Here is a 19,728-nt window from a genome sequence, read left to right as displayed (position 1 = left end):
AAAACATGGCGAAAATCGGAATCGACTTCGGCGGCACCAAGATCGAGGCCGCCGCCCTGGATGATGCGGGCGCTTGGCTGAGCCGGCTGCGGACCCCGACGCCCGGCAATTATGATGCCGCGATCCGCGCTGTGGCGGACCTGATCGCCCAGACCGAGCAGGCGGTCGGCCCTGTCGCGTCGGTCGGCATCGGCGCGCCAGGCTCCATCTCCACCCGCACCGGCGTGATGCGCAACGCCAACACCACCTACCTCAATGGCCGCCGGTTCCGCGAGGATCTGGTGACCGCGCTCGGCCGTGAGGTGCGCCTGGAAAACGACGCCAATTGCCTGGCCCTGTCGGAGGCGTTCGACGGCGCGGCGGCGGGTGCGCGCGTGACCTTCGCGGTGATCATCGGCACCGGCTGCGGGGGCGGACTGGTGGTCGACGGCCGGATCGTGGACGGCGCCAACGGGATTGCCGGCGAGTGGGGCCACATCCCGCTACCGTGGGCGAGCGGGGACGAGGTGCCCGGTCCGGTCTGCTGGTGCGGGCTGAACGGCTGCCTTGAGAAATGGATCTCCGGCACCGGCTTCCAGGACGATTATCAACGCCGCACGGGCGTTGCCAAGAAGGGCGCCGACATCATCGCGGAGGCACGCGCGGGTGATCCGGCGTCGGCGGCGACGCTGGACACCTATATCGACCGTCTCGGCCGCGCGCTGGCGGTGATCGCCAACATTGCCGACCCCGATTGCTTCGTGTTCGGCGGCGGCATGTCCAACGTGTCGGAAATCTATGCGCGGCTGCCGGCAGTGATCGACCGCTACACCTTCAGCGATGCCTGGGAGGCTCGCCTGGTGCCGGCGCAGTGGGGCGACAGTTCGGGTGTGCGCGGCGCGGCGCACCTCTGGTCCTGATCAGGGCAGGCTGCGCAGCCGGCACACAGGTTCGCGCAGTCCGGCCGCCTCGGCCGTGCCGTCCTGCCCGAAGTGGAGATAGGTTCTGGCCGGTGCGTAGCGCGACCAGCGCGGCAGCCCCGCGCCGTTTGGATCGCCGCCCCGCGCGAAGTTGATCCAATAGGATTGCAGCGGCGGTCCACCGGCATGACGCGCGGGGTCGTCCATCACGAAGCGTATGTCGCTGCCGTGCGCGACGGGGCGACCGTCCTCGGCAAAGTCGAATTCATATTGCCAGGTGGGATTGCCCGCACGCGCATGGGCCTTCGCCACGACGCCGGCGGGGCAGGCGAAGATGAAGTCGGTCGCGATCTGGAGACCCAGGTCGCCCCGGCGCGGATCCTCGGCGGGATAGGTGCCGTAGAAGGCGCGTGCCGCCGCCGCCTTGCCGGGCCAGGCCCACGCGATGGTGGTGGGCGCAGCACCGGTGCCCCCGAAGGCGGTGAACTCCTTGGCGTTGGTGCCGACGATCAGCGGCACGCGCGCTCCCTCTCCGCGGCGAAGCATCTCCGCCGGGGTTGCGGGAAGAACATGGCCATCGACCACCGCCTGCAACCAGATGAAGCTGTCATCCGCCAGATCGGGAACGTCCGCTTCCTCGGCCGCCTTGACCAGGGCTTCGGGCGGCAGGCGGCGCAGTGCATCGGCGTCGGCGCCTGACGGAGCGCCGGCTGCAACGGTGATCTGTCGGCCCAGCGCCTCATTCTCGCTCAGGGTGCGGGGTGGCACGCCGAAGCCGGCGGTGCCGCTCTGCTCGATCGCCTTGTGGAACAACCCGCGCGCCAGCGGCGAGAGCAGTTGCAAGCCCACATCCTGCGCGCCGGCGGACTCGCCAAAGATGGTGACGTTACCCGGATCGCCGCCGAAGCGCGCAATGTTCGCCTGCACCCAGCGGAGCGCCGCCTGCTGGTCCATCAACCCGTAATTGCCCGAAGCATGCTCGGGGCTTTCCGCTGTCAGCGCCGGGTGCGACAGGAAGCCCAGCGCGCCAATGCGATACTGGATGCTGACCAGCACGACATGGCGGCCGAGGTCGGACTGGATCGTACCAGCGCCGCCGCCGCCGCGATTGCCGCCGCCATGGATCCACACCATTACCGGCAGCGGCTTGGCCGGTTTCAGCGCGGGGGTTGCGACCTCCAGATACAGACAGTCTTCGGACTGGTGCGCCGCCGCCGCATGGTTCCAGCCATAATCCACCTGTATGCACGCCGGCCCGGACGTGCCCGCATCCCGCACTCCGCGCCAGGATAAGGCGGGGAGGGGTGGCTTCCACCGCAGGGCCCCCGTCGGCGGGGCGGCAAAGGGAATACCGCGAAACAGGCTGCGGCCGTCCGCCAGCGTTTCACCTCGCAATGCTCCGGCCTGCGTCTGGACGATCGCGGCTGCGAGCGCGAGGGCAGCCAGCATCATTCCGTCGACAATTTCGGCGGCGCCGGCAAGGCGAGCGCGGCCTTGATCGCGCGCTCCCCCACCGGCGCCATAACGTCATAGCCGGCCTCCGTCGGATGGACATGGTCGGACGACAGCCCGTCCCGCATTCCAAGTGTGCCCGGCGCGTGCAGCACGCCCCAATAATCGGCGTAGACGCAGCCGGCGCGTGCCGCATAGGCCTGCAACCAGCGGTTGAGGGCCACGATCTGCTCGCCGGTTTTCAGGCCCGGCTTCCACGGAAAGCGGTCGGCGGGCGGGATGGAGGCCAGGATCACGCGGATGCCGTTGGCATGGGCCAACTCGACCATGGACTTGATGTTGCCCTTCGTCTGCTCCGCCGTCATCGGGCCGGTATTGCCGGCAATGTCGTTGGTGCCGGCCATGATGTGGACCACGGCCGGCTTGAGGTCGATCACATCCTGGCGGAAACGCGCCAGCATCTGCGGCGTGGTCTGCCCGCCGATGCCGCGCCCAATCCGGCCGGGCGTGAAGAATCCGTCCGCCTTGCTCACCCAGCCTTCGGTGATGCTGTCGCCCATGAAGACGATGCGCGGCGCGTCGGGAGTGGGCACGAGCTTGGCATTCTCCTCACCGTAGCGGGCCAGAAATGGCCAATCGCTGTTCAGCCTCTTGTGCCACTCGACGGTCCATTGCTGCTTGGGATCGAGATCGATCTGCGCAATCGCCGTCGACCCGATCGTCACGGCGGTCACCACCGTTGCGGCGACAAGCCAGGTCTTCACTGTGCACGCTCCATCCGGGCCTCGATGTCCTCAAGCGTCACGCCCTTGGTTTCGGGAAAGAACAGCAAGACGACGATGAACTGCGCCGCCATCATCGCGGCGAAGAACAGAAACGGCGCTCCTGTCGATTGCGCCGCCACCGCCGGGAAGACGGCAACGATCACCGCGTTCATTAACCAGTGCACCGAACTGCCGAGGCCCGCGCCGCGCGAACGCACGCGCGTCGGGAAGATTTCGGACAGATAGACCCAGATAACCGCACCCTGGCTGGGCGCGAAGAAGGCGATATAGCCGATCAGCATCACCAGCAGCAGCGACTTGGGCAGCAATCCCCAGAAGATCGCGGAAACGATGCCCAGGCACAATGCCATGCCGGCGGCCCCGATCAGCAGCAAAGTCTTGCGGCCCAGCCGGTCGATCAGCGCCAGCCCGACAATGGTGAAGATCAGGTTGGTCGCACCCACCGCGATCGTCTGGAGGTCAGCGGACAGGCGACCATAGCCGGCGGCCGCAAAGATATCGTTGGAATAGTAAAGAATGGCGTTGATGCCGGCCAGCTGGTTGAACATCGCCAGGAGCATGGCGAGCAGGATCGGCTTGCGATGCACCCGCCAGCTCAGCCGGGTTGCGCTGTCTTGCGTGTGGGTGGACAGGCCGGCGTGAATGTCGCGCAAGGCATGTTCGGGATCCGGGTTGCCGATCAGGCGCAGCGAGGCGAGGGCATCCGCGTCGCGCCCGTGCGTCGCCAGCCAACGCGGGCTTTCCGGAATACGGTACAGCAAGCCCAGGAACAGGAAAGCGGGCAGGGCGGCGATGCCCAGCTTCCAACGCCAGGCGTCGGCGCCCACCACCTCCCCGACAACGGCGTTGGAGAGGAATGCCACCAGGATGCCGGCGACGATCATCAGCTGGAACAGGCCAACCAGCCGCCCACGCCGCTCCGCCGGTGCGATCTCCGCAATATAGACCGGCGCCAGCACCGACGATCCGCCGATCGCGAGACCGGTGACGAACCGCGCCGCGATCAACGGGGCGAGTCCCCACGACAGGCAGGCGATCACCGCCGACCCGATATAGAGGACCGCCAGGATGCGGAGCGCGGTGCGCGCGCCGTAGCGATCGCCCGGAATCCCCGCGACGAGCGCGCCGACCAAAGTGCCCCATACGGCCGCGCTGACCGTCAGGCCCAGCGCTACGTCCTCCAGCCCGAAGACGCGGCGCCAGTCGCCTGTCACGCCCGCCACGACCGCCGTATCGAAGCCGAACAGCAGTCCGGCCAGCGCGGCAGTGGCGATGCTCTCGCCGAGAACGCCCCGGCGCGCCATCTTAGCGGCCTGCCCGGATGCTCGTGGGGGCGACGTTCCAGCCGCGCAGCTTGACCGTTACCGACCCCTTTGCGGCGGCCGCGGGATAGCGCACGTCCACCGTGCGGCTCTCGCCCGGCAGCAGGGAGACGTAATTGTCGCTGAAATAGGCCGGCAGCACCTGCGCCCCGTTCGATCCGAACAGAGTGAGCTTGGTCGCCAGCGCTGCCTGCTTGCCCGAATTGGTCAGGGTCACGCTGGTGACGCGTTCGCCACCCTCGTTGCGGTTGGTGGCGCGCCCGGCGAGCTTGACCTGCGCCATGCTGTTCATCGCCCGATAGGCGCCCTCGTCCTGGCCCTGCCAGTAGAGGTTCTGCGACAGCGGCTTGCCACCCGCGTCGACCAGCTTGAGCGAGACGAGGACGACACCCTGCGCCAGCGCCGGTGCGAGGTCGAGCGTGAAGGCGCCGGCGGTGACGTTGGCGGCGGCGGACACCGGCGCGCTCCGTTCCAGCACCACGCGGTTGTCCAGCGTGGTGACCCGCGCCTGCACGGTCGCGCCTTGCAACGGCTGTTGGCCGTTGTTGACCACGATGATCTTGTAATCGGGCAGGTTCATCTGGACGTGGACCGGCTCCGATGCCTTCTTGGTGCCGTAGAAGCTGCCATGCGTGTCATAGTCCGACGAGAAGATCTGCCACGCCGACGATGGCCAGGCCGGCTGCGTCATCCAGAACATGCGCGCGCTGTTGGTCTTCCACAGGCCGGCGTTGAAGCCCTCCAGGATGGCGCGGTAGCTGACATATTGCAGCATCTGCGCCTTGCGCTCGAAATCCTCGACGCTGGTGGCCGGCCCGAACTCACGGTCCATCGCCTCCATATAGGTCTTGACCGCGCCATTCCCGGTCTGGTGCCAGTCATGGTAGGCCCACACGTCGTTGATCGGCCACAGATCCTGCGCGGGGATGGCGCGCTTCCAGCTTTCCAGCGTCGGGAAGCTCGGCGTGCCCAGTTCGACCGAGAAGCCCTTGGCATGATCGGTGAAGTAGCTGGCCGGCTCGCGCCAGTTATACGGCCCGCTGTTCCACAGCGAGATGCGGTTGGAAGAGGCCATGTAGAGGCGCGTTCCATCCTCCTGCTCGATCAGCTTCTCGATGCCTTCGTTCAGGATCGGCTGCGGCACGCCTTCGTTGCGCGGCACCCACACCACGATGGAGGGATGATTGCGGAAGCGGCGGACCACATCCTTGGCATTTGCCAGGAACAAAGGCACGTCCTGCGCCTCGATATTATAGTCCTGGGTCGACTCCCAGAAATCGTTGAACACCATCAGGCCATATTCGTCGGCCAGATCGTAGAAGCCTTCCTGCGTATTCTGGCCCATCCAGTTGCGGATGATGTTCATGTGGGCATCGCGGTGAAGTTTGAAGAACGGCTCCTGCCGATCGCGATCGACGCGCTTCATGAAGTCGTCCATGCCGATATTGCCGCCACGCGCGGCGATACGGACGCCGTTGACGCGCAGCACCAGATAGGGCGAGAGTGCTTCGTCACCCGCGATCGGCCGCACCGCCAGCGACGTCTCCGCGCCGCCCACGAAGCTGTAGGCCCAGCCATTTTCCACCTGGCGGATAGCCTGGTGCCGGTGATCGACGATCCGCTGGCCGAGCGCGCGCGCGTCGGTGGTGTCGACCAGCACGCGGCGGAGATGGTCCTGCCTGTCCATCAGCGACAGTTCGTACGTCACCTCACGCATGCCGAAGCGTACGTCCTTGCTGTCCGAAGCAGCGCCGTTCACGTTGGCGCTGAGGTGCAGCATGTGCAGGTTCGGCGCGCCGTAATTGTTCGGCCACCACAATTTGGGGTTCTGCACCGACAGCTGCGGGAACTCCGCCGGGGTCAGCTTCACCAGCGTCTCGCCCGGCGCCACCGTCACCTGCTTGGAAACCGTGGTCGTGTCGAAGGTGGCCCGGATCTCGGTCGCGACCGGCGCATCGGACAGGTTCTTGACCGGCACCTCGATCGAGATGTCGGCAACCGAATTGTCGGGTTTGGGCAGGTTGGTGATGACCTGCGCGTCGCCGATCTCGACATCGTTGGTGGCGAGCAGGTCCACGCCCTGCCACAGGCCGACGTTGCGGTCGCGGATGGTGGGGATCCAGTCCCAACCCTCGGTCGCCTCGAAGGTCGGCCCGTCCAGCATCATCATGCCGCCATTCTCACCCACGCCTGACGTGAGCGACTCCTCATGCGGCAGGCCGACATGCGGCGGGGGAGAGATGCGGACGGCGATGGCGTTCGCCGCGCCGGGGCGGACGAGTTGGGTCACGTCGAAGCTGCCACGGATGAAGGCGCCCTTGATGTCGCCCACATGCGTGCCGTTGACCCACACCTGCGCCAGATAATTGGCGCCCTTGAAGTTCAGCGTCAGCCGCTTGCCGGCGGCGGCGGCGGGGACGTTGATTTCGGTGCGATACCAATAATCCTGATGCGCCAGGCTTTCCGGGATGGTCAGGTTGTTCAGGCCGTAAGCGGGATCGGCATAGACGCCGCGATCGACCAAAGTGGTCAGCACCGTGCCGGGCACGGTCGCGGCATACCAGCCGCGCGCGTCGAAACCGGCGCGGGACAAGGTTGCGCCATCGCCCTGGACCTTGGGCGCTTCCGCCAGCCGCCAGCCATTTACCGTCCACAGCGACGGCCCGCGTGCCACCAGCGCCGCATCTCTGGGCAGCGGCTTGGCTACCGGCTTGCCGAACGGGGCGTTGCTCTTGGGCAGGGTCCAGGCGGGCTGAGGCGTGACCTGGCCGGCGGCCTGGCGGGTCTGGACCGGCCAGGTGGGACTGCTGGGCGTGAACTGGATCAGGGTGGGGTCGATCCCGGCCGCATTGGTGCGCGTAATGTCGCTGGTGGACACAATGGCGGGGCGATAGCGGAAACCCGCCACGCGGCCGGCGAACGCGCCGCCATCCTTGGCCCCGAACTGGGCCTCGGCCGCTCCGGCGGGCGATTGCGCCGGCCCGCTCGCGACTTCCGACGTGCCCACGAACAGTCGCGCGGTGCCGTTGTCGATCACCGCCGTGATCAGGCTCCATTGCTCGGGGCGCAGGGCAGCGCGGCCGCGAACGGTGCCCGCCGGGGTGATCAGGGCGGGGGCACCGTCGATCAGAGCCAGCGCGATCCGCCGCTCGGTGGCGCCGATCGCACCGACGATGGCGGTGCCGGGCAGATTGGCTTCGGGTTCGATCCAGGCCTGCAGCGTGCCGGACCGTGCATCGGCGACGACCGCGTCCTTTCCGTCCTGCAACGGCACGGTCAGCGTGGCGCCACCCCCCGCCACGCGGACATTGTAGGGGCCGACCTCCTGGCTCCAGGCGGCCGCGCTCTGCATCGATGCGAGCAGCGACACGCCCAGCAGCAACGACAAACGGGGCCGGCGCGCGCGTGCGATCATGTGTTCAACTTCCCTCTTGCCTGACCGGCGGCTTCTGGTCGTCCGCTGGCGGTGACGTTCAAGCACGGACCCATGCTAAATCCAAATCATTTTGCAAATTGGTCGGAGGCGGTCTGCTGCCCGCGATGCCGCCGGATCATGCCCGCACCAGCGCAGCCACTTGGCAAGTCGGTGGCCGGGGCGCTATGCCCTATCATGCTTTCGCAAAAGGCCCGCTACGCGCTGCGTGCGCTGCTCCACCTGGTGGAACATGCGCAATCCCGCCCGGTTCAGTTGAGCGACGTCGCCACGGCGCAGGTGATCCCGCGCAAATATCTCGAGTTCATCATGGTGGACCTGAAAAAGGCCGGGTTGGTCATCAGCCGCCGTGGTCCGGGCGGCGGCTATGTGCTGTCGCGGTCGCCGGGCGAGATCAACTTCGCGCAGGTGCTGCGTGCGATCGACGGACCGATCGCGCTGGTGCCGTGCGCCAGCGAGAATTTCTACGCGCGCTGCGGCGATTGCCATGACGAGGCAACCTGCGCGATCCGCAAGGTGCTGGCGCGGGTGCGGGAGAGCGCGGTCGACATCCTGGAGAATACGTCGCTGGCGGATGCCGCGAGGAGCGAGTTGGCGGCGGAGGGCCAGACGCAGCCCGAGCCGGCCTGACCCTCTCCGGCCTGACCTACGCGCCCGCGCCCAGCATCCTGTCGGCCGACGCCGCCGTCACCGGGTGATAGTGCGGACGGGCGGTCGCATAGACGCGGTGCGCGATCGGCTGGCCCCAATCGCCCTGTTCCATCAGCGTGCCATACACCGGGCGGATCAGCAGCATCCGGCCGATCCGGGGCAGGAACTCTTCCGCCGACGCCACCGCCGGCTGGTAGCGATTGCCAAGCGCCAGGACGAGCCAGGCCGAGCGGACATAGGCGTTGGACGAGGCGGACAGGTGCATCGTCCGGTCCAGCTCCGCCAGCGTTGCCTCCGGCATCTGCCGGGGCAAGCCGTTCAGGAAACGCTGCCATTCTTGCGTGCCCCATGTGGCGAACGGAATGGAGGCGATCGCCGCGCCGCCCTGTACCTGCGCGATCGCGCGATCGACCTCCGCGAGAGTGGCGGAGCGGACGTGAACCGCATTGTCGGGCAGGCCGGGCCGATAGGCCCAGCGGTCGAGTTGCAGCTTCGCCTCCAGCCCGGCATCGCCCCCGATCAGGTTGGCGCGCAGGTCGCCAAGGAAGCCGGCAGTGGTCTGCGGCTGGAAGGCATGGCGATCGAAATAGGACCGGAGGTAGGCGTCCCAGCGCGGCCGCCCGACCGCCTGCTCGATGGTGCGCAGGAAGGTCGCGCCCTTGTCATAGGCCAGCTGCCCGTACAATTCCTCCGGCTCGCCATGCAGGCGGGTGGCATTCGGCTTCGCCTCGCGCAGGTCGCGTTGCAGGTCGTCCCACGACAAGTCGGCCAGCGTCGCCGCGCGTTCCTTGCCATAGACCAGTTCGTCGATCCGGTTCTCGAAATAGGTGGTGAAGCCCTCGTTCAGCCACGTGTCCGACCAGGTGGCGTTGGTGACGAGATTGCCCGACCAGCTGTGCGCCAGTTCGTGCGCGACCACGTCGACATTGGCCTTGTCGCCGGTGAAGATGGTCGGCGTGAGGAAGGTCAGCGTCGGATTTTCCATGCCGCCATACGGGAAGGACGGCGGCAGGACGAGCATGTCGTAGCGGCCCCAGCGATAGGCGCCGTACAGCCCCTCCGCCGTCGTCACCATCTTTTCCGTATCCTCAAGCTCGCGGGCGGCGGGCCCGAGCGCCACCGGCTCGGCCCACACCCCGGTTCGGGGTCCGAGCGGCTGGAAGGCGAGATCGCCCACCGCCAGCGAGATCAGGTAGGGCGGGACGGGATGGTCCATGCGGAAGCGGAACCGCTTCATGCCGCCTGCGACAGGTTCGCCCTCGGGGGTCAGGCGCTGGGCGCTCATCACGGCGGTCAGGTCCGCCGGCACGGTGATGCTGGCCGACCAGGTCTGGCGGATGCCAGGGCTGTCCTGCGTCGGGATCCAGCTGCGCGTCTCGATCGCCTGGCCCTGGCTGAACAGAAACGGCTTGCGCTTGCCGGCGGTGAGCTCGGGCGGCATCCAGCCGAGCGCGCTGGCGTCCGGCTGCGAATGGTAGGTGACCACGATCCGGCGCGCCTTGCCGATCTCCACGGTCAGCGGCGCGCCGGTATAATCCCGGCCTGCGCCGACCGACCATTTCAGCGCCTGCCCGTCTGCATCGGTGATCCGCTCGATCGCCAGACCCTTGTCGTCCAGAACAATCTGTCCGGCATCGGGCCTGGCGAGGATGTCGAGCGTCGCCGCTCCGCGCATCGTCCTGGCCGCGAAGTCCGCCACCAGATCGAAGTCGACATGCATCACCCGCGCGACCTGCGGCTGGGCGTAGGACAATGCGTCCTTCGCCTCCGCCGTGGTCAGGATCGGCGCGGGTCTGGCGGGTGCGGTCAAGGCGGGCGTGCTTGCGGTCAGCATCAGCAAGGCGGCGAACGCACGAAATCGGGTCATCGGGCTCAGCTTACCATCACGGGGGTGGAGAGGGAGGCGGACGGCACGCTGCCCCAGCCCTCGGCGGTGATGGTGAAGGCGCCGCGCTGACGGATGTCGTCGGACGATGCGCCCACCATCAGGTCGATGCGGCCCGCCTCGATATGCCAGCGTCCGGCCTGCCAGATGGCCGTCTGCGCGGCGGACAGGCGGAAGCTGACGCGCTTGGTCTCGCCCGGGCGGAGCGTGACGCGCTTCACCCCGCGCATTTCCTTGACGGGCCGCGCGACGGAGGCGAGCGGATCGCGCATGTAGAGCTGTACCACCTCGTCCGCGACCATGTTACCGCGATTGGTGACCGCCACCGTGACGGTAACGCTCTCGCCCGGCCCGATCTCTGCTTTGTCGACCGTCAGCGGACCATAATCGAAGCTGGCATAGCTGAGGCCGTGGCCGAACGGGAAGAGCGGCCCGATGTCGGCATCGTGATAGCGTGCCGTATCGACCGCCAGGTCCGGGCTGGCCGGGCGGCCGGTGGGCAGGTGGTTGTAGAAGGTGGGCGACATGCCGGCATTGCGCGGCATGGACATGGGCAGCCGCCCGGCCGGCGCGATGCGACCGGTCAGGATGTCGGCAATGGCCGGCCCGCCCTCCACGCCCGGAAGCCAGCATTCCAGGATCGCGCCGACCTTGCCCGCCAATCCTTCCAGCGCCAGCGGGCGGCCGCCGATCAGCAGCAGCACCACTGGCTTGCCGGCGGCGAGGACCGCGTCGGCCAACTGATCCTGAACGCCCGGCAGTGACAGATCCGACCGGCTGCGCGATTCCGCCGAATAGTCATAATCCTCGCCCAGCACGAGCAGCACCACGTCCGCCGCGCGCGCCGCCTCCGCCGCCGCGGCGATGCCGGACGTGTCGGGATTGCGGCTGTCCGCGCCGGGAACGTAGGTGGTGGTCACAAGGCGCTCGTCCGCCAGCGCGGCGCGCAGCGTGATCGCGTCCTGATCCTGGCCGCGTGCCCGCCACGATCCGACAAAGGTCGAGCGATCTTCGGCCAGTCCGCCGATCAGGGCAACCTTCGCGCCCTTCCTGAGCGGCAGCAGGCTACCCTTATTCTTCAGCAGCACCAGCGACTTGGCACAGGCATCACGCGCGGCCTTGCGATGCTTGGCGGAGTTCAGCTCCACCTTCTCGCGCCGCAGGTCGCCGAAGCGGAAGGGATTGTCGAACAGGCCCAGCCGCGCCTTGACGTTGAGGATGCGCGTCACCGCCTCGTCCACCAGCGGCATCAGCGACGGGTCGGCGCGAACGGCATTGGCCAGCCCTTCCGCATAGATGCCGCCCGCCATGTCCATGTCCACGCTCGCGCGGACCGCGAGCGCGGCTGCCTCCTGCGGGCTCGACGCAATGCCATGCGCCATCAGCTCGCGCACCGCGTTCCAATCGGAGACGACCAGCCCCTGAAAGTTCCAGGCGTTACGCAGCGTGCCGCGCACCAATGCGGCGTTGCCCGTCGTCGGCACGCCGCCGAGATCGTTGAAGGCGGTCATGGCGCTGCCCGAACCGGCGGTGATTGCCGCATAATAAGGCGGCAGCACCACTTCGTTCAGCGTGCGGTCGGAGATGTCGGCGCTGTCATAATCGCGACCGCCCATGACGAAGCCGTAGGCACCGAAATGCTTGGTGCAGGACAGGACCGGGTCCGGGCCCTGCTCGAACCCCTTCACCTGCGCCTCGGCCATGCGCGCGCCGAGCCACGGATCTTCGCCCGCGCCCTCGACGACGCGGCCCCAGCGCGGATCGCGCGCCACGTCGCACATCGGGGTGAAGGTCCAGTGCAGGCCCGACACGGCGGTTTCGCTGGCGGCGATCCGCGCCGCCGCCTCGTGCACCGCCGGGTCGAAGCTGGCGGCCATGGCGAGCGGTGCGGGAAAGATGGTGCGATAGCCATGGATCACGTCGATCCCGAAGATCAGCGGGATGCCGAGCCGCGATTCCTTGAGCGCGACCATCTGCACCTTGCGGGTCGGCTCCGCGCCCGCGACGTGGAGGAAGGACCCGATCTCGCCCGCGCGGACCCGCGCCATCATGGCGTCGTCCAGCCGCGAGTTGAGCGCCTTCTGGCGTCCGCCCGCGACCTGGTTCATCTGCCCGACCTTCTCCTCCAGCGTCAGCTTCGACAGGAGGTCGGCGGTACGCTTGCGGTCCCGTTCGGACGGCGGGGCGGCAAAGGCGGCGGCGGCGAGGGCCGCGCTTCCGCCGAGGACGGCGCGACGCGAGACGCTCATGCGCGCCACCCGTCGATCTTGAGCGGCATCCGCAGCACGCGGTCATTGGCAGTCATGAACAGGGTCCTCCCATCTTCCCCGAAGCAGCAATTGGCGATCGGCGCGCCATGCTCGATCAGGCCGAGCCTCTCGCCTTCGGGCGTCAAGATCCAAAGGCCGCCCGGGCTGGAGCAGAACATCGTGCCGTCGGCCGCGATCTTCATGCCGTCCGGATTGCCCGGCCCGGACAGCGCCGAGGCATCCAGAAAGGTGCGGGGCGCACCGCTCGGCAGGCCGGCGGCGTCGAGGTCGATCGCGACGATCCGGCGGTCCTTCTCGTCCGAGTTGGACACGAACAGGCGGCGTTCGTCGGGCGACAGCGCCAGGCCGTTGGGGCGGGTGAGGGCGCCGGTGACCAGCACCGCCGCGCCACCCTCCGTCCAACGATAGACGCCGTTCTGCGCGACTTCCTTGAGCGGAGACTCGTCGCCCTTGGCGAAACCATAAGGCGGATCGGTGAAGTAGATCGCGCCCGTGCGGCTGAGCGTCATGTCGTTGCAGCTGTTGAACCGCTTGCCCTGGTAGCGATCGACCAAAACGGTGCGTGTGCGGGTGCGGAGGTCGAGCCGGTCGATCGAGCGGCCGCCGCTGTTGGCGATCAGCAGTCGTCCCTGGCGATCGAGCGCCAGGCCGTTCGACCCAGCCTCCCGCACCAATGCGGGGTCGAGCCCGGCCGTGCCGGACGGCTGGAGGAAGAGCGAGGCGCCATCGTTGCGGCTCCACCGGCGGATGATGTTGGCCGGCGGATCGGAGAAGAGCAGGTAGCCGCCATCGCGCACCCATACCGGGCCCTCCGCCCACTGCATGCCGGTCGCGATCGTCTCGATCGCGACGTTCGGCGCGACGATGCGGTCCAGCCCGGACGACAACCGGCGCAGGGTCGGGCGTGTCTCCGCCGGTGCGGCCTTGGCCAGGGAGGGCAGGGCGATCAGCGCCGCGCCCGATGCGATCAGGGCGCGGCGGTTGATCGTCGGCCTCACAGGGCGATCCGCCTCTTCTCGCGGGCGGAGCGGTAGATCGCCTCGACGATGCGCATGTCGCGCAGGCCTTCCTCGCCCGACACGATCGGCTCGCGATTGGACAGGATGCATTCGGACAGATGATCGAGCTGGCCGGCGAACTGCGTGGAGCGCGGGCCCGGCGGCAGCGACGTGATCTCCTGCTCGCGCCCGTCCTTGCCGGTCCAGAGGTGATTGCCCTCGTAACGGGTGGCCGGCTCCATCTCGATCCGGCCCTTTTCGCCCATCAGCAGGATGTGGTTCTGATTGGCGCTGTACATGGAGATGCACGACGCGATCACACCGGACGGAAATTCAAGCTGCCACTCGATCATGTCCTCCACTTCGCGGAAGCGGGGATCCCTGCGGTCGGTGGTTTCGTGGGCGTAGACGGACACCGGCTCCTCGCCCGTCATGTAGCGGGCGGCCTGCAGGCTGTAGACGCCCATGTCCATCAGCGATCCGCCGCCGGCCAGCGCCTTCTTCAGCCGCCACGCCTCCGGATTGGTCTGGACGAAGCCATGTTCGGAGCGGACATAGCGCCGCTTGCCGATCGCGCCGCTTTCCGCCAGCCGGATCGCCTCAAGGTTGGTCGGCTCGAAATGCACGCGATAGCCAATCATCAGCTTCTTGCCGGCCTGCTTGCACGCCGCGATCATCGCCTGGCATTCCGACACGGACACGGCCATCGGCTTTTCGCACATCACATGCTTGCCTGCCTTGGCCGCGCGAATGGTGTATTCGGCATGCATGGAATTGGGCAGGCAGACATAGACGATGTCGATGTCCGGATTGTCGCGGATGCTGTCGTAATTCTGGTAATTGTAGATGGACCGCTCGGGCACACCATGCTCGGCGGCGATGCGCTTGGCCTTGGCGGGATCGCCGCTGACGAGCGCAACCAGGCGGCTGTTCCGGCAATTCTTGAACTGGGGAATGATGACGTTGGCGCCGTAATTGCCGAGGCCGACGATCGCATAGCCGAGCTTTCGGCCGGGGTCGGCCGCATGGGCCGCGCCGCCCACCAGAGTTACTGTTGCCAGGCCGCCCGCGGCAGCCATCACGTCACGTCTGGTCATGTCGATCATCAACGTCTCCCTTGCACCCGGTCTGTGGCCGGTCGTGCAAGCGTTAGCGATATACGCGCGCCCCGCAAAGGATTAGGCGAGAGCGAATGGCATCCGGAACCGGCAATCGACGCGACCTGACCCAGGGACCGATCACGCGCACCCTGCTGCTGTTCGCCGTTCCAACATTGCTGTCCAACGTCCTCCAGTCGCTGAACGGGTCGATCAACGCCGTGTGGGTCGGGCGCTTCCTGGGGGAAAGCGCGCTGGCGGCGACATCCAACGCCAATCTGGTCATGTTCCTGATGTTCGCGCTCGGCTTCGGCTTCGGCATGGCCGCCACCATCCTGGTGGGGCAGCGCATGGGCGCAGGTGACGTGGAAGGCGCGCGGCGGGCGATGGGAACCGCGATCGGCCTGTTCGCGCTGGTGTCGCTCGCGGTGGCCGCGATCGGCTGGATCGTGGCGCCGGGGCTGCTGCGGGCCCTGTCCACGCCGCCGGGCGCGGAGGTGATGGCGCTGGCATATCTGCGCGTCATCTTCCTGGCGATGCCGGCCATGTTCCTGGGCGTGCTGCTGGCAATGGGGATGCGGGGCACGGGCGATTCGATCACACCCTTGTGGCTCATGATGCTCAACGTCAGCCTGGATGCGGGGCTGAACCCGGTCCTGATCCGCGGCTTGGGCCCTGTGCCGGCGATGGGGATTGCCGGCTCGGCCATGGCGACGCTGATCGCCAACTATGTCGTGCTGCTGGCCGCCATCGTCGTGATCTATGCGCGCGACCTGCCGATCCGGCTGCGGGGCAGGGAACTCGGCTTCCTCGTGCCGGACAGGGCATTGCTGCGGACCATCTTCGCCAAGGGGCTGCCGATGGGGCTCCAGATGCTGGTCTTCTCCTTTTCCGGGTTGGTGATGATCGGGCTGGTGAACCGCGCCGGCATCCATGTCACCGCCGCTTATGGGGTCGCCCAGCAATTATGGACCTATGTGCAGATGCCGGCGATGGCGATCGGCGCCGCGGTGTCGGCCATGGCGGCCCAGAATATCGGGGCGGGTCGGTGGGACAGGATCGGCCGGATCACGCGGGCGGGCGTCATCACCAACGTCGCCATGACCGGCGCGCTGGTCGCCCTGCTGCTGCTGTTCGACCGGCCGTTGCTGGCTTTGTTCGTGGGCGCCGACAGCCCGGCGGTGCCCATCGCGCGGCACATCCAGCTGATCGGCAGCTGGAGCTTCATCCTGTTCGGCGTCACCCTGGTGCTGTTCTCCACCGTGCGCGCCAACGGAGCGGTGGTGGCGCCGCTGCTGATCCTGTGCGCCAGCGTGTTCGTCGGCCGTCTGGCCTTTGCCTGGGCGCTGCTGGGTCGCTTCGGCACGGACGTGCTGTGGTGGAGCTTTCCGCTGGGCTCGGCGATTTCGCTGGTGCTGGCGGTCCTCTATTACCAGCGCGGTACATGGCGAACCCTGCACCTTGGGGGCGATCGGGCGAACATGCGTGAGCAGGCCAATGCGACGGCCGAACCCGGCGGCCGGCTGAACCCGAGCGGGTGAGGTGGCCCGCCACCCGGAAAGGTCGCCCCGTGGTCTCCCAAGATCGCAAGACTTGCCGGTTGGGGCGGGACGATCTACATCATGTCACAATGCCAGGCCGCTCCGTGAGGGGCGGCCCTTTTCTTATCTGGAGAGTTTCGCCGTGGCTCAGCCGCTTATGCCCCATGCGACCGCCTCCTGGCTGGTCGACAACACCTCGCTCTCCTTTCAGCAGATTGCCGAATTCTGCGGCCTCCATGTGCTGGAGGTTCAGGCCATCGCCGACGACACCGCCGCGACGAAGCTGACCGGCCGCGATCCGGTGCGCGCGCACGAGGTGACGATGGAGGAGATCGAGAAGGGGCAGGCCGATCCGGCCTATCGTCTTCAGATGATCAAGGGCCCGGAGCAGGTCCGCCGCACCAAGGGCCCGCGCTACACGCCGGTGTCCAAGCGTCAGGACAAGCCGGACGGCATCGCCTGGATCATCCGCAACCATCCGGAGGTGTCGGACGGGCAGATCTCCAACCTGATCGGCACCACCCGCACAACCATCGCCGCCATTCGCGACCGGACCCACTGGAACATCGCCAACATCGTCCCCAAGGATCCGGTGACGCTGGGCCTGACCAGCCAGCGCGAGCTGGACTCGGTGGTCTCCAAGGCCGCCAAGGCTGCCGGGATCGAGGCACCGGTCGACACCAAGCTGGAAGGCGACCGCGAGGCGCTGATCGAACAGCTCCGTCACGAGCGCGACGTGGCGCAGCATGGCGAGGATACGATCCTGTCCGACGTGGATGCCCTGTTCGGCAAGCGGGCCTGATCGTTGGAGCATGCGGCGCGCTCGATCGGGCGCGTCGCGCTTGACCGGCCTGCATGTGGGCTCCACAAGCTGCGACGCTTATGAGCGATAATCCTGCCATTTCCGACCTGTCGTTCGAGGACGCGCTGAAACGCCTCGAAACCATCGTTCACCGCCTCGAAAGCGGCGAGGCGAGCCTGGACGAATCCATCACTCTCTATGCCGAGGGCGATCGGCTGCGCGGCCAGTGCGAGGCGCGGCTGCAGGCGGCGCAGGCCCGGATCGAGAAGATCGCGGTGCGGCCGGACGGCAGTGCCGCCGGCGTCCAGCCCTTTGACGCCGGCTGACACCGCGATGGGGGTGGTTCCGCTGGCGCTCAAGGCGTCCATGGATCGGGTCTCGGCGGAGGTCGACCAGGGGTTCGACCGGCTGCTGCCGGTGCCGGGCGATTCGCGCGCCCGCTTGTTCGAGGCGATGCGCCATGCCGCGATCGGTGGCGGCAAGCGGCTGCGTCCCCTGCTGGTGCGGGCGTCAGCCGACCTGTTCCATGTCGATCGGGTGCCGGCGCTGCGCGTCGGACTCGCGATCGAGGCGATCCATGTCTACAGCCTGATCCACGACGATTTGCCGTGCATGGACGATGACGATGTCCGTCGTGGCCGTCCCACCGTGCACAAAGCCTATGACGAGGCAACGGCGGTGTTGGCCGGTGACTCGCTCCACGCGATCGCGTTCGAGATCCTGGCCGATCCGGAAACCCATCCCGATCCGTTCGTCCGCTGCGAATTGCTGGCGGAACTGGCCAAGGCGGCCGGTCCGGTCGGCATGGCCGGCGGGCAGATGATGGACCTGATGGCCGACGGCGCGGCGTTCGACCTGGCGGCGGTGACCCGTCTCCAGCAGTTGAAGACGGGCGCGTTGATCGGCTTCTGCCTGGAAGCGGGGGCCATCCTCGGCCATGTGCCGCCGGAGGGGCGCCGTGCGATCCGCGCCTATAGCCGCGACCTCGGTCTGGCCTTTCAGATCGCCGACGACCTGCTCGACGTTGAAGGGTCGGCGGAGGTTACGGGCAAGGCGGTCGGCAAGGATGCGGATGCCGGCAAGGCGACCTTTGTGTCGCTGCTCGGGGTGGAACGCGCCCGCCAGCAGGCGGAGATCCTGGTGGATCAGGCGATCGGCCACCTCGCCGCGCATGGGACGGAGGCGACCCTGCTGCGCTCCATCGCGCGCTACGTGGTGGAACGCGACCGGTGACGCGGGTCGCCGCCTTTACCGGAACCTTCGATCCGCCGACCCTGGGACATCTCGACCTGATCCGCCGCGCGGTGGGGCTGGTGGATCGTCTGCTGGTCGGCATTTCCACCAACTCGCTCAAGGCGCCGCTCTTTTCGCTGGAGGAAAGGGTCGACCTGGTGCGGCGCGAGGTGTCCGCTTGGTCGTCGGTCGTGGAGGTGCGAACCTATCAGGGCCTCGCCGTCGACTTTGCGCGGCAGGCGGAGGCGCAATTCGTCGTGCGGGGGCTGCGCAGCGGCACTGATCTGGACTATGAAAGCCAGATGGCGACCATGAACGGGATGATGGCGCCCGACATTGACACCATCTTCCTGGTGGCGGCACCCGCGCTGCGACCGATCGCATCCTCGCTGGTCAAGGATGTGGCGCGCGGCGGCGGAGCCATCGAACAGTTCGTGCCGCCGGCAGTGGCACAGGCGATCCGCGCCAAGCTGCGCTGATCCAAACATACGGAGCCTATTCTTGCTCTTCAAGCATCTGGTCTGGGGTTTCGCGGCCTGTGCGGCGGCCCCCGTTCTGGCCCAGGCGACCGGGCCGCAGGGCCTGGCCGAACCCACGCTCAAGCCCGGCGTGCCGACGGCGCAGGTGACGCCCGCGGCCGATCCGGCCAACATCTTCAATCTCCAACTGTCGACCGGCGGCACCGTCTCGGTCCTGCTGCGCCCGGACGTGGCGCCGAACTCGGTGGAGCGGATCAAGACGCTGATCGGCCGCCACTTCTATGACGGCACCAGCTTCCACCGCGTGATCGATGGGTTCATGGCGCAGGGCGGCGATCCAAAGGGCACGGGCGAGGGCGGATCGGACCTGCCGGACCTGAAGGCGGAGTTCAACGACCTGCCGCATGTGCGCGGCGCGATGGCCATGGCGCGCGCCGACAGTCCGGACAGCGCCAACAGCCAGTTCTACATCATGCTGGCCCCCAACTTGACGCTGGATCGCAAATATACGGTCGTAGGTCGGGTGATCGCCGGCATGGCGCAGGTGGACCTGATCGAAAAGGGTGAGCCGCCCGCCAACCCGACCAAGGTGGTGCGTGCCTGGATGGGGCAACCGCCGGCCGTGGCGGCGTCCCCGCCGGTGGCGCAGGCAGCATCCTCTGCCGCGGCCACCGCCGCCGCCGATCAGGCGGCCGAAGCGGCAATCGCGGCCGACGATGCGGCTGTCGCGGCAAGGCAGGGCAAGACCGGCACCGCCCGCAATCGCGCGGCGGCCGCCCGCATGGCAGCGGGCGGGGCTGCCCAGGCGGCGGCGGATGCCGCCGAAGCCGCCGGGCAGAGCGACGCAAAGCCGCCGCGCCGGCGCTGATCCGCCGCAAGCC

The 19,728-nt window shown here is 67.8% G+C and carries 16 protein-coding genes; 8 read left to right on the top strand and 8 right to left on the bottom strand.

Annotated elements, in window-relative coordinates:
* Window positions 1-5: 5 nt before the first annotated feature.
* A complete protein-coding gene (locus Q0D93_RS02860) occupies window positions 6-899 on the top strand; it encodes an ROK family protein (RefSeq protein WP_294391078.1) in 894 nt (297 codons plus the stop codon).
* On the opposite strand, the gene Q0D93_RS02855 is transcribed toward Q0D93_RS02860, so the two are convergent.
* From Q0D93_RS02855 to Q0D93_RS02840, 4 genes are read right to left on the bottom strand one after another with little or no spacing between them, the layout of a single operon-like run.
* Window positions 900-2,348, bottom strand: coding sequence for a carboxylesterase family protein (locus Q0D93_RS02855; protein ID WP_294391074.1), 1,449 nt, complete (start codon window positions 2,346-2,348; stop codon window positions 900-902). It abuts the gene before it with no gap.
* Window positions 2,348-3,115, bottom strand: a complete 768-nt coding sequence (locus Q0D93_RS02850; protein ID WP_294391072.1) for a GDSL-type esterase/lipase family protein — start codon at window positions 3,113-3,115, stop codon at window positions 2,348-2,350. The genes Q0D93_RS02855 and Q0D93_RS02850 overlap by 1 nt, the downstream gene beginning before the upstream one ends.
* On the bottom strand, window positions 3,112-4,440 hold the full coding sequence (locus tag Q0D93_RS02845; RefSeq protein WP_294391069.1) for a sugar porter family MFS transporter: 1,329 nt from the start codon (window positions 4,438-4,440) through the stop codon (window positions 3,112-3,114). The genes Q0D93_RS02850 and Q0D93_RS02845 overlap by 4 nt, the downstream gene beginning before the upstream one ends.
* 1 nt (window position 4,441) lies before the next feature.
* The gene (locus tag Q0D93_RS02840) at window positions 4,442-7,873 is read right to left on the bottom strand and encodes a sugar-binding domain-containing protein (RefSeq protein ID WP_294391066.1); all 3,432 of its coding nucleotides are present in this window, start codon (window positions 7,871-7,873) and stop codon (window positions 4,442-4,444) included.
* A gap of 195 nt (window positions 7,874-8,068) precedes the next feature.
* Here Q0D93_RS02840 and Q0D93_RS02835 point away from each other — a divergent pair, with 195 nt between their 5' ends.
* The gene (locus Q0D93_RS02835) at window positions 8,069-8,521 is read left to right on the top strand and encodes an Rrf2 family transcriptional regulator (protein WP_294391063.1); all 453 of its coding nucleotides are present in this window, start codon (window positions 8,069-8,071) and stop codon (window positions 8,519-8,521) included.
* A 16-nt stretch (window positions 8,522-8,537) separates the two neighbouring features.
* Here Q0D93_RS02835 and Q0D93_RS02830 read toward each other — a convergent pair whose 3' ends face one another.
* The 4 genes from Q0D93_RS02830 to Q0D93_RS02815 are packed head-to-tail and all read right to left on the bottom strand — an operon-like array spanning window position 8,538 to window position 14,801.
* Window positions 8,538-10,409, bottom strand: coding sequence for a M1 family metallopeptidase (locus tag Q0D93_RS02830; protein ID WP_294391060.1), 1,872 nt, complete (start codon window positions 10,407-10,409; stop codon window positions 8,538-8,540).
* A 5-nt stretch (window positions 10,410-10,414) separates the two neighbouring features.
* Window positions 10,415-12,676, bottom strand: a complete 2,262-nt coding sequence (locus Q0D93_RS02825; RefSeq protein WP_294391057.1) for a glycoside hydrolase family 3 N-terminal domain-containing protein — start codon at window positions 12,674-12,676, stop codon at window positions 10,415-10,417.
* Entirely contained in the window at window positions 12,673-13,695 is a 1,023-nt protein-coding gene (locus tag Q0D93_RS02820; RefSeq protein ID WP_294391055.1) for an SMP-30/gluconolactonase/LRE family protein, read from the bottom strand. Before Q0D93_RS02820 ends, Q0D93_RS02825 begins: the two co-directional genes overlap by 4 nt.
* A complete protein-coding gene (locus tag Q0D93_RS02815; protein WP_294391052.1) occupies window positions 13,692-14,801 on the bottom strand; it encodes a Gfo/Idh/MocA family oxidoreductase in 1,110 nt (369 codons plus the stop codon). The genes Q0D93_RS02820 and Q0D93_RS02815 overlap by 4 nt, the downstream gene beginning before the upstream one ends.
* 86 nt (window positions 14,802-14,887) lie before the next feature.
* On the opposite strand from Q0D93_RS02815, the gene Q0D93_RS02810 reads away from it, so the two are divergent.
* From Q0D93_RS02810 to Q0D93_RS02785, 6 genes are all read left to right on the top strand, one after another.
* Window positions 14,888-16,333, top strand: coding sequence for an MATE family efflux transporter (locus tag Q0D93_RS02810; RefSeq protein ID WP_294391050.1), 1,446 nt, complete (start codon window positions 14,888-14,890; stop codon window positions 16,331-16,333).
* Window positions 16,334-16,475: 142 nt separating this feature from the next.
* Window positions 16,476-17,135, top strand: coding sequence for a DUF1013 domain-containing protein (locus Q0D93_RS02805; RefSeq protein ID WP_294391047.1), 660 nt, complete (start codon window positions 16,476-16,478; stop codon window positions 17,133-17,135).
* 80 nt (window positions 17,136-17,215) lie between these two features.
* Window positions 17,216-17,461, top strand: coding sequence for an exodeoxyribonuclease VII small subunit (locus tag Q0D93_RS02800; protein ID WP_294391043.1), 246 nt, complete (start codon window positions 17,216-17,218; stop codon window positions 17,459-17,461).
* A 7-nt stretch (window positions 17,462-17,468) separates the two neighbouring features.
* On the top strand, window positions 17,469-18,368 hold the full coding sequence (locus Q0D93_RS02795; RefSeq protein ID WP_294391253.1) for a polyprenyl synthetase family protein: 900 nt from the start codon (window positions 17,469-17,471) through the stop codon (window positions 18,366-18,368).
* On the top strand, window positions 18,365-18,847 hold the full coding sequence (gene coaD, locus Q0D93_RS02790; protein ID WP_294391040.1) for a pantetheine-phosphate adenylyltransferase: 483 nt from the start codon (window positions 18,365-18,367) through the stop codon (window positions 18,845-18,847). The genes Q0D93_RS02795 and coaD overlap by 4 nt, the downstream gene beginning before the upstream one ends.
* Window positions 18,848-18,950: 103 nt before the next feature.
* Entirely contained in the window at window positions 18,951-19,715 is a 765-nt protein-coding gene (locus tag Q0D93_RS02785; RefSeq protein WP_294391250.1) for a peptidylprolyl isomerase, read from the top strand.
* Window positions 19,716-19,728 lie beyond the last annotated feature (13 nt).

The sequence above is a fragment of the uncultured Sphingomonas sp. genome (assembly GCF_934560975.1).
GTDB lineage: Bacteria > Pseudomonadota > Alphaproteobacteria > Sphingomonadales > Sphingomonadaceae > Sphingomonas_I.
This window is presented reverse-complemented; position numbering and strand designations above follow the sequence as displayed.

Excerpts from the sequence above, each read along its gene's own strand:
- Q0D93_RS02810 (WP_294391050.1), top strand. The coding sequence starts at position 14,888 with ATGGCATCCGGAACCGGCAATCGACGCGACCTGACCCAGGGACCGATC.
- Q0D93_RS02800 (WP_294391043.1), top strand. The coding sequence starts at position 17,216 with ATGAGCGATAATCCTGCCATTTCCGACCTGTCGTTCGAGGACGCGCTG.
- Q0D93_RS02815 (WP_294391052.1), bottom strand. The coding sequence starts at position 14,801 with ATGATCGACATGACCAGACGTGACGTGATGGCTGCCGCGGGCGGCCTG.
- Q0D93_RS02860 (WP_294391078.1), top strand. The coding sequence starts at position 6 with ATGGCGAAAATCGGAATCGACTTCGGCGGCACCAAGATCGAGGCCGCC.
- Q0D93_RS02835 (WP_294391063.1), top strand. The coding sequence starts at position 8,069 with ATGCTTTCGCAAAAGGCCCGCTACGCGCTGCGTGCGCTGCTCCACCTG.
- Q0D93_RS02845 (WP_294391069.1), bottom strand. The coding sequence starts at position 4,440 with ATGGCGCGCCGGGGCGTTCTCGGCGAGAGCATCGCCACTGCCGCGCTG.
- Q0D93_RS02825 (WP_294391057.1), bottom strand. The coding sequence starts at position 12,676 with ATGAGCGTCTCGCGTCGCGCCGTCCTCGGCGGAAGCGCGGCCCTCGCC.
- Q0D93_RS02855 (WP_294391074.1), bottom strand. The coding sequence starts at position 2,348 with ATGCTGGCTGCCCTCGCGCTCGCAGCCGCGATCGTCCAGACGCAGGCC.
- Q0D93_RS02830 (WP_294391060.1), bottom strand. The coding sequence starts at position 10,409 with ATGACCCGATTTCGTGCGTTCGCCGCCTTGCTGATGCTGACCGCAAGC.
- Q0D93_RS02795 (WP_294391253.1), top strand. The coding sequence starts at position 17,469 with ATGGGGGTGGTTCCGCTGGCGCTCAAGGCGTCCATGGATCGGGTCTCG.
- Q0D93_RS02840 (WP_294391066.1), bottom strand. The coding sequence starts at position 7,873 with ATGATCGCACGCGCGCGCCGGCCCCGTTTGTCGTTGCTGCTGGGCGTG.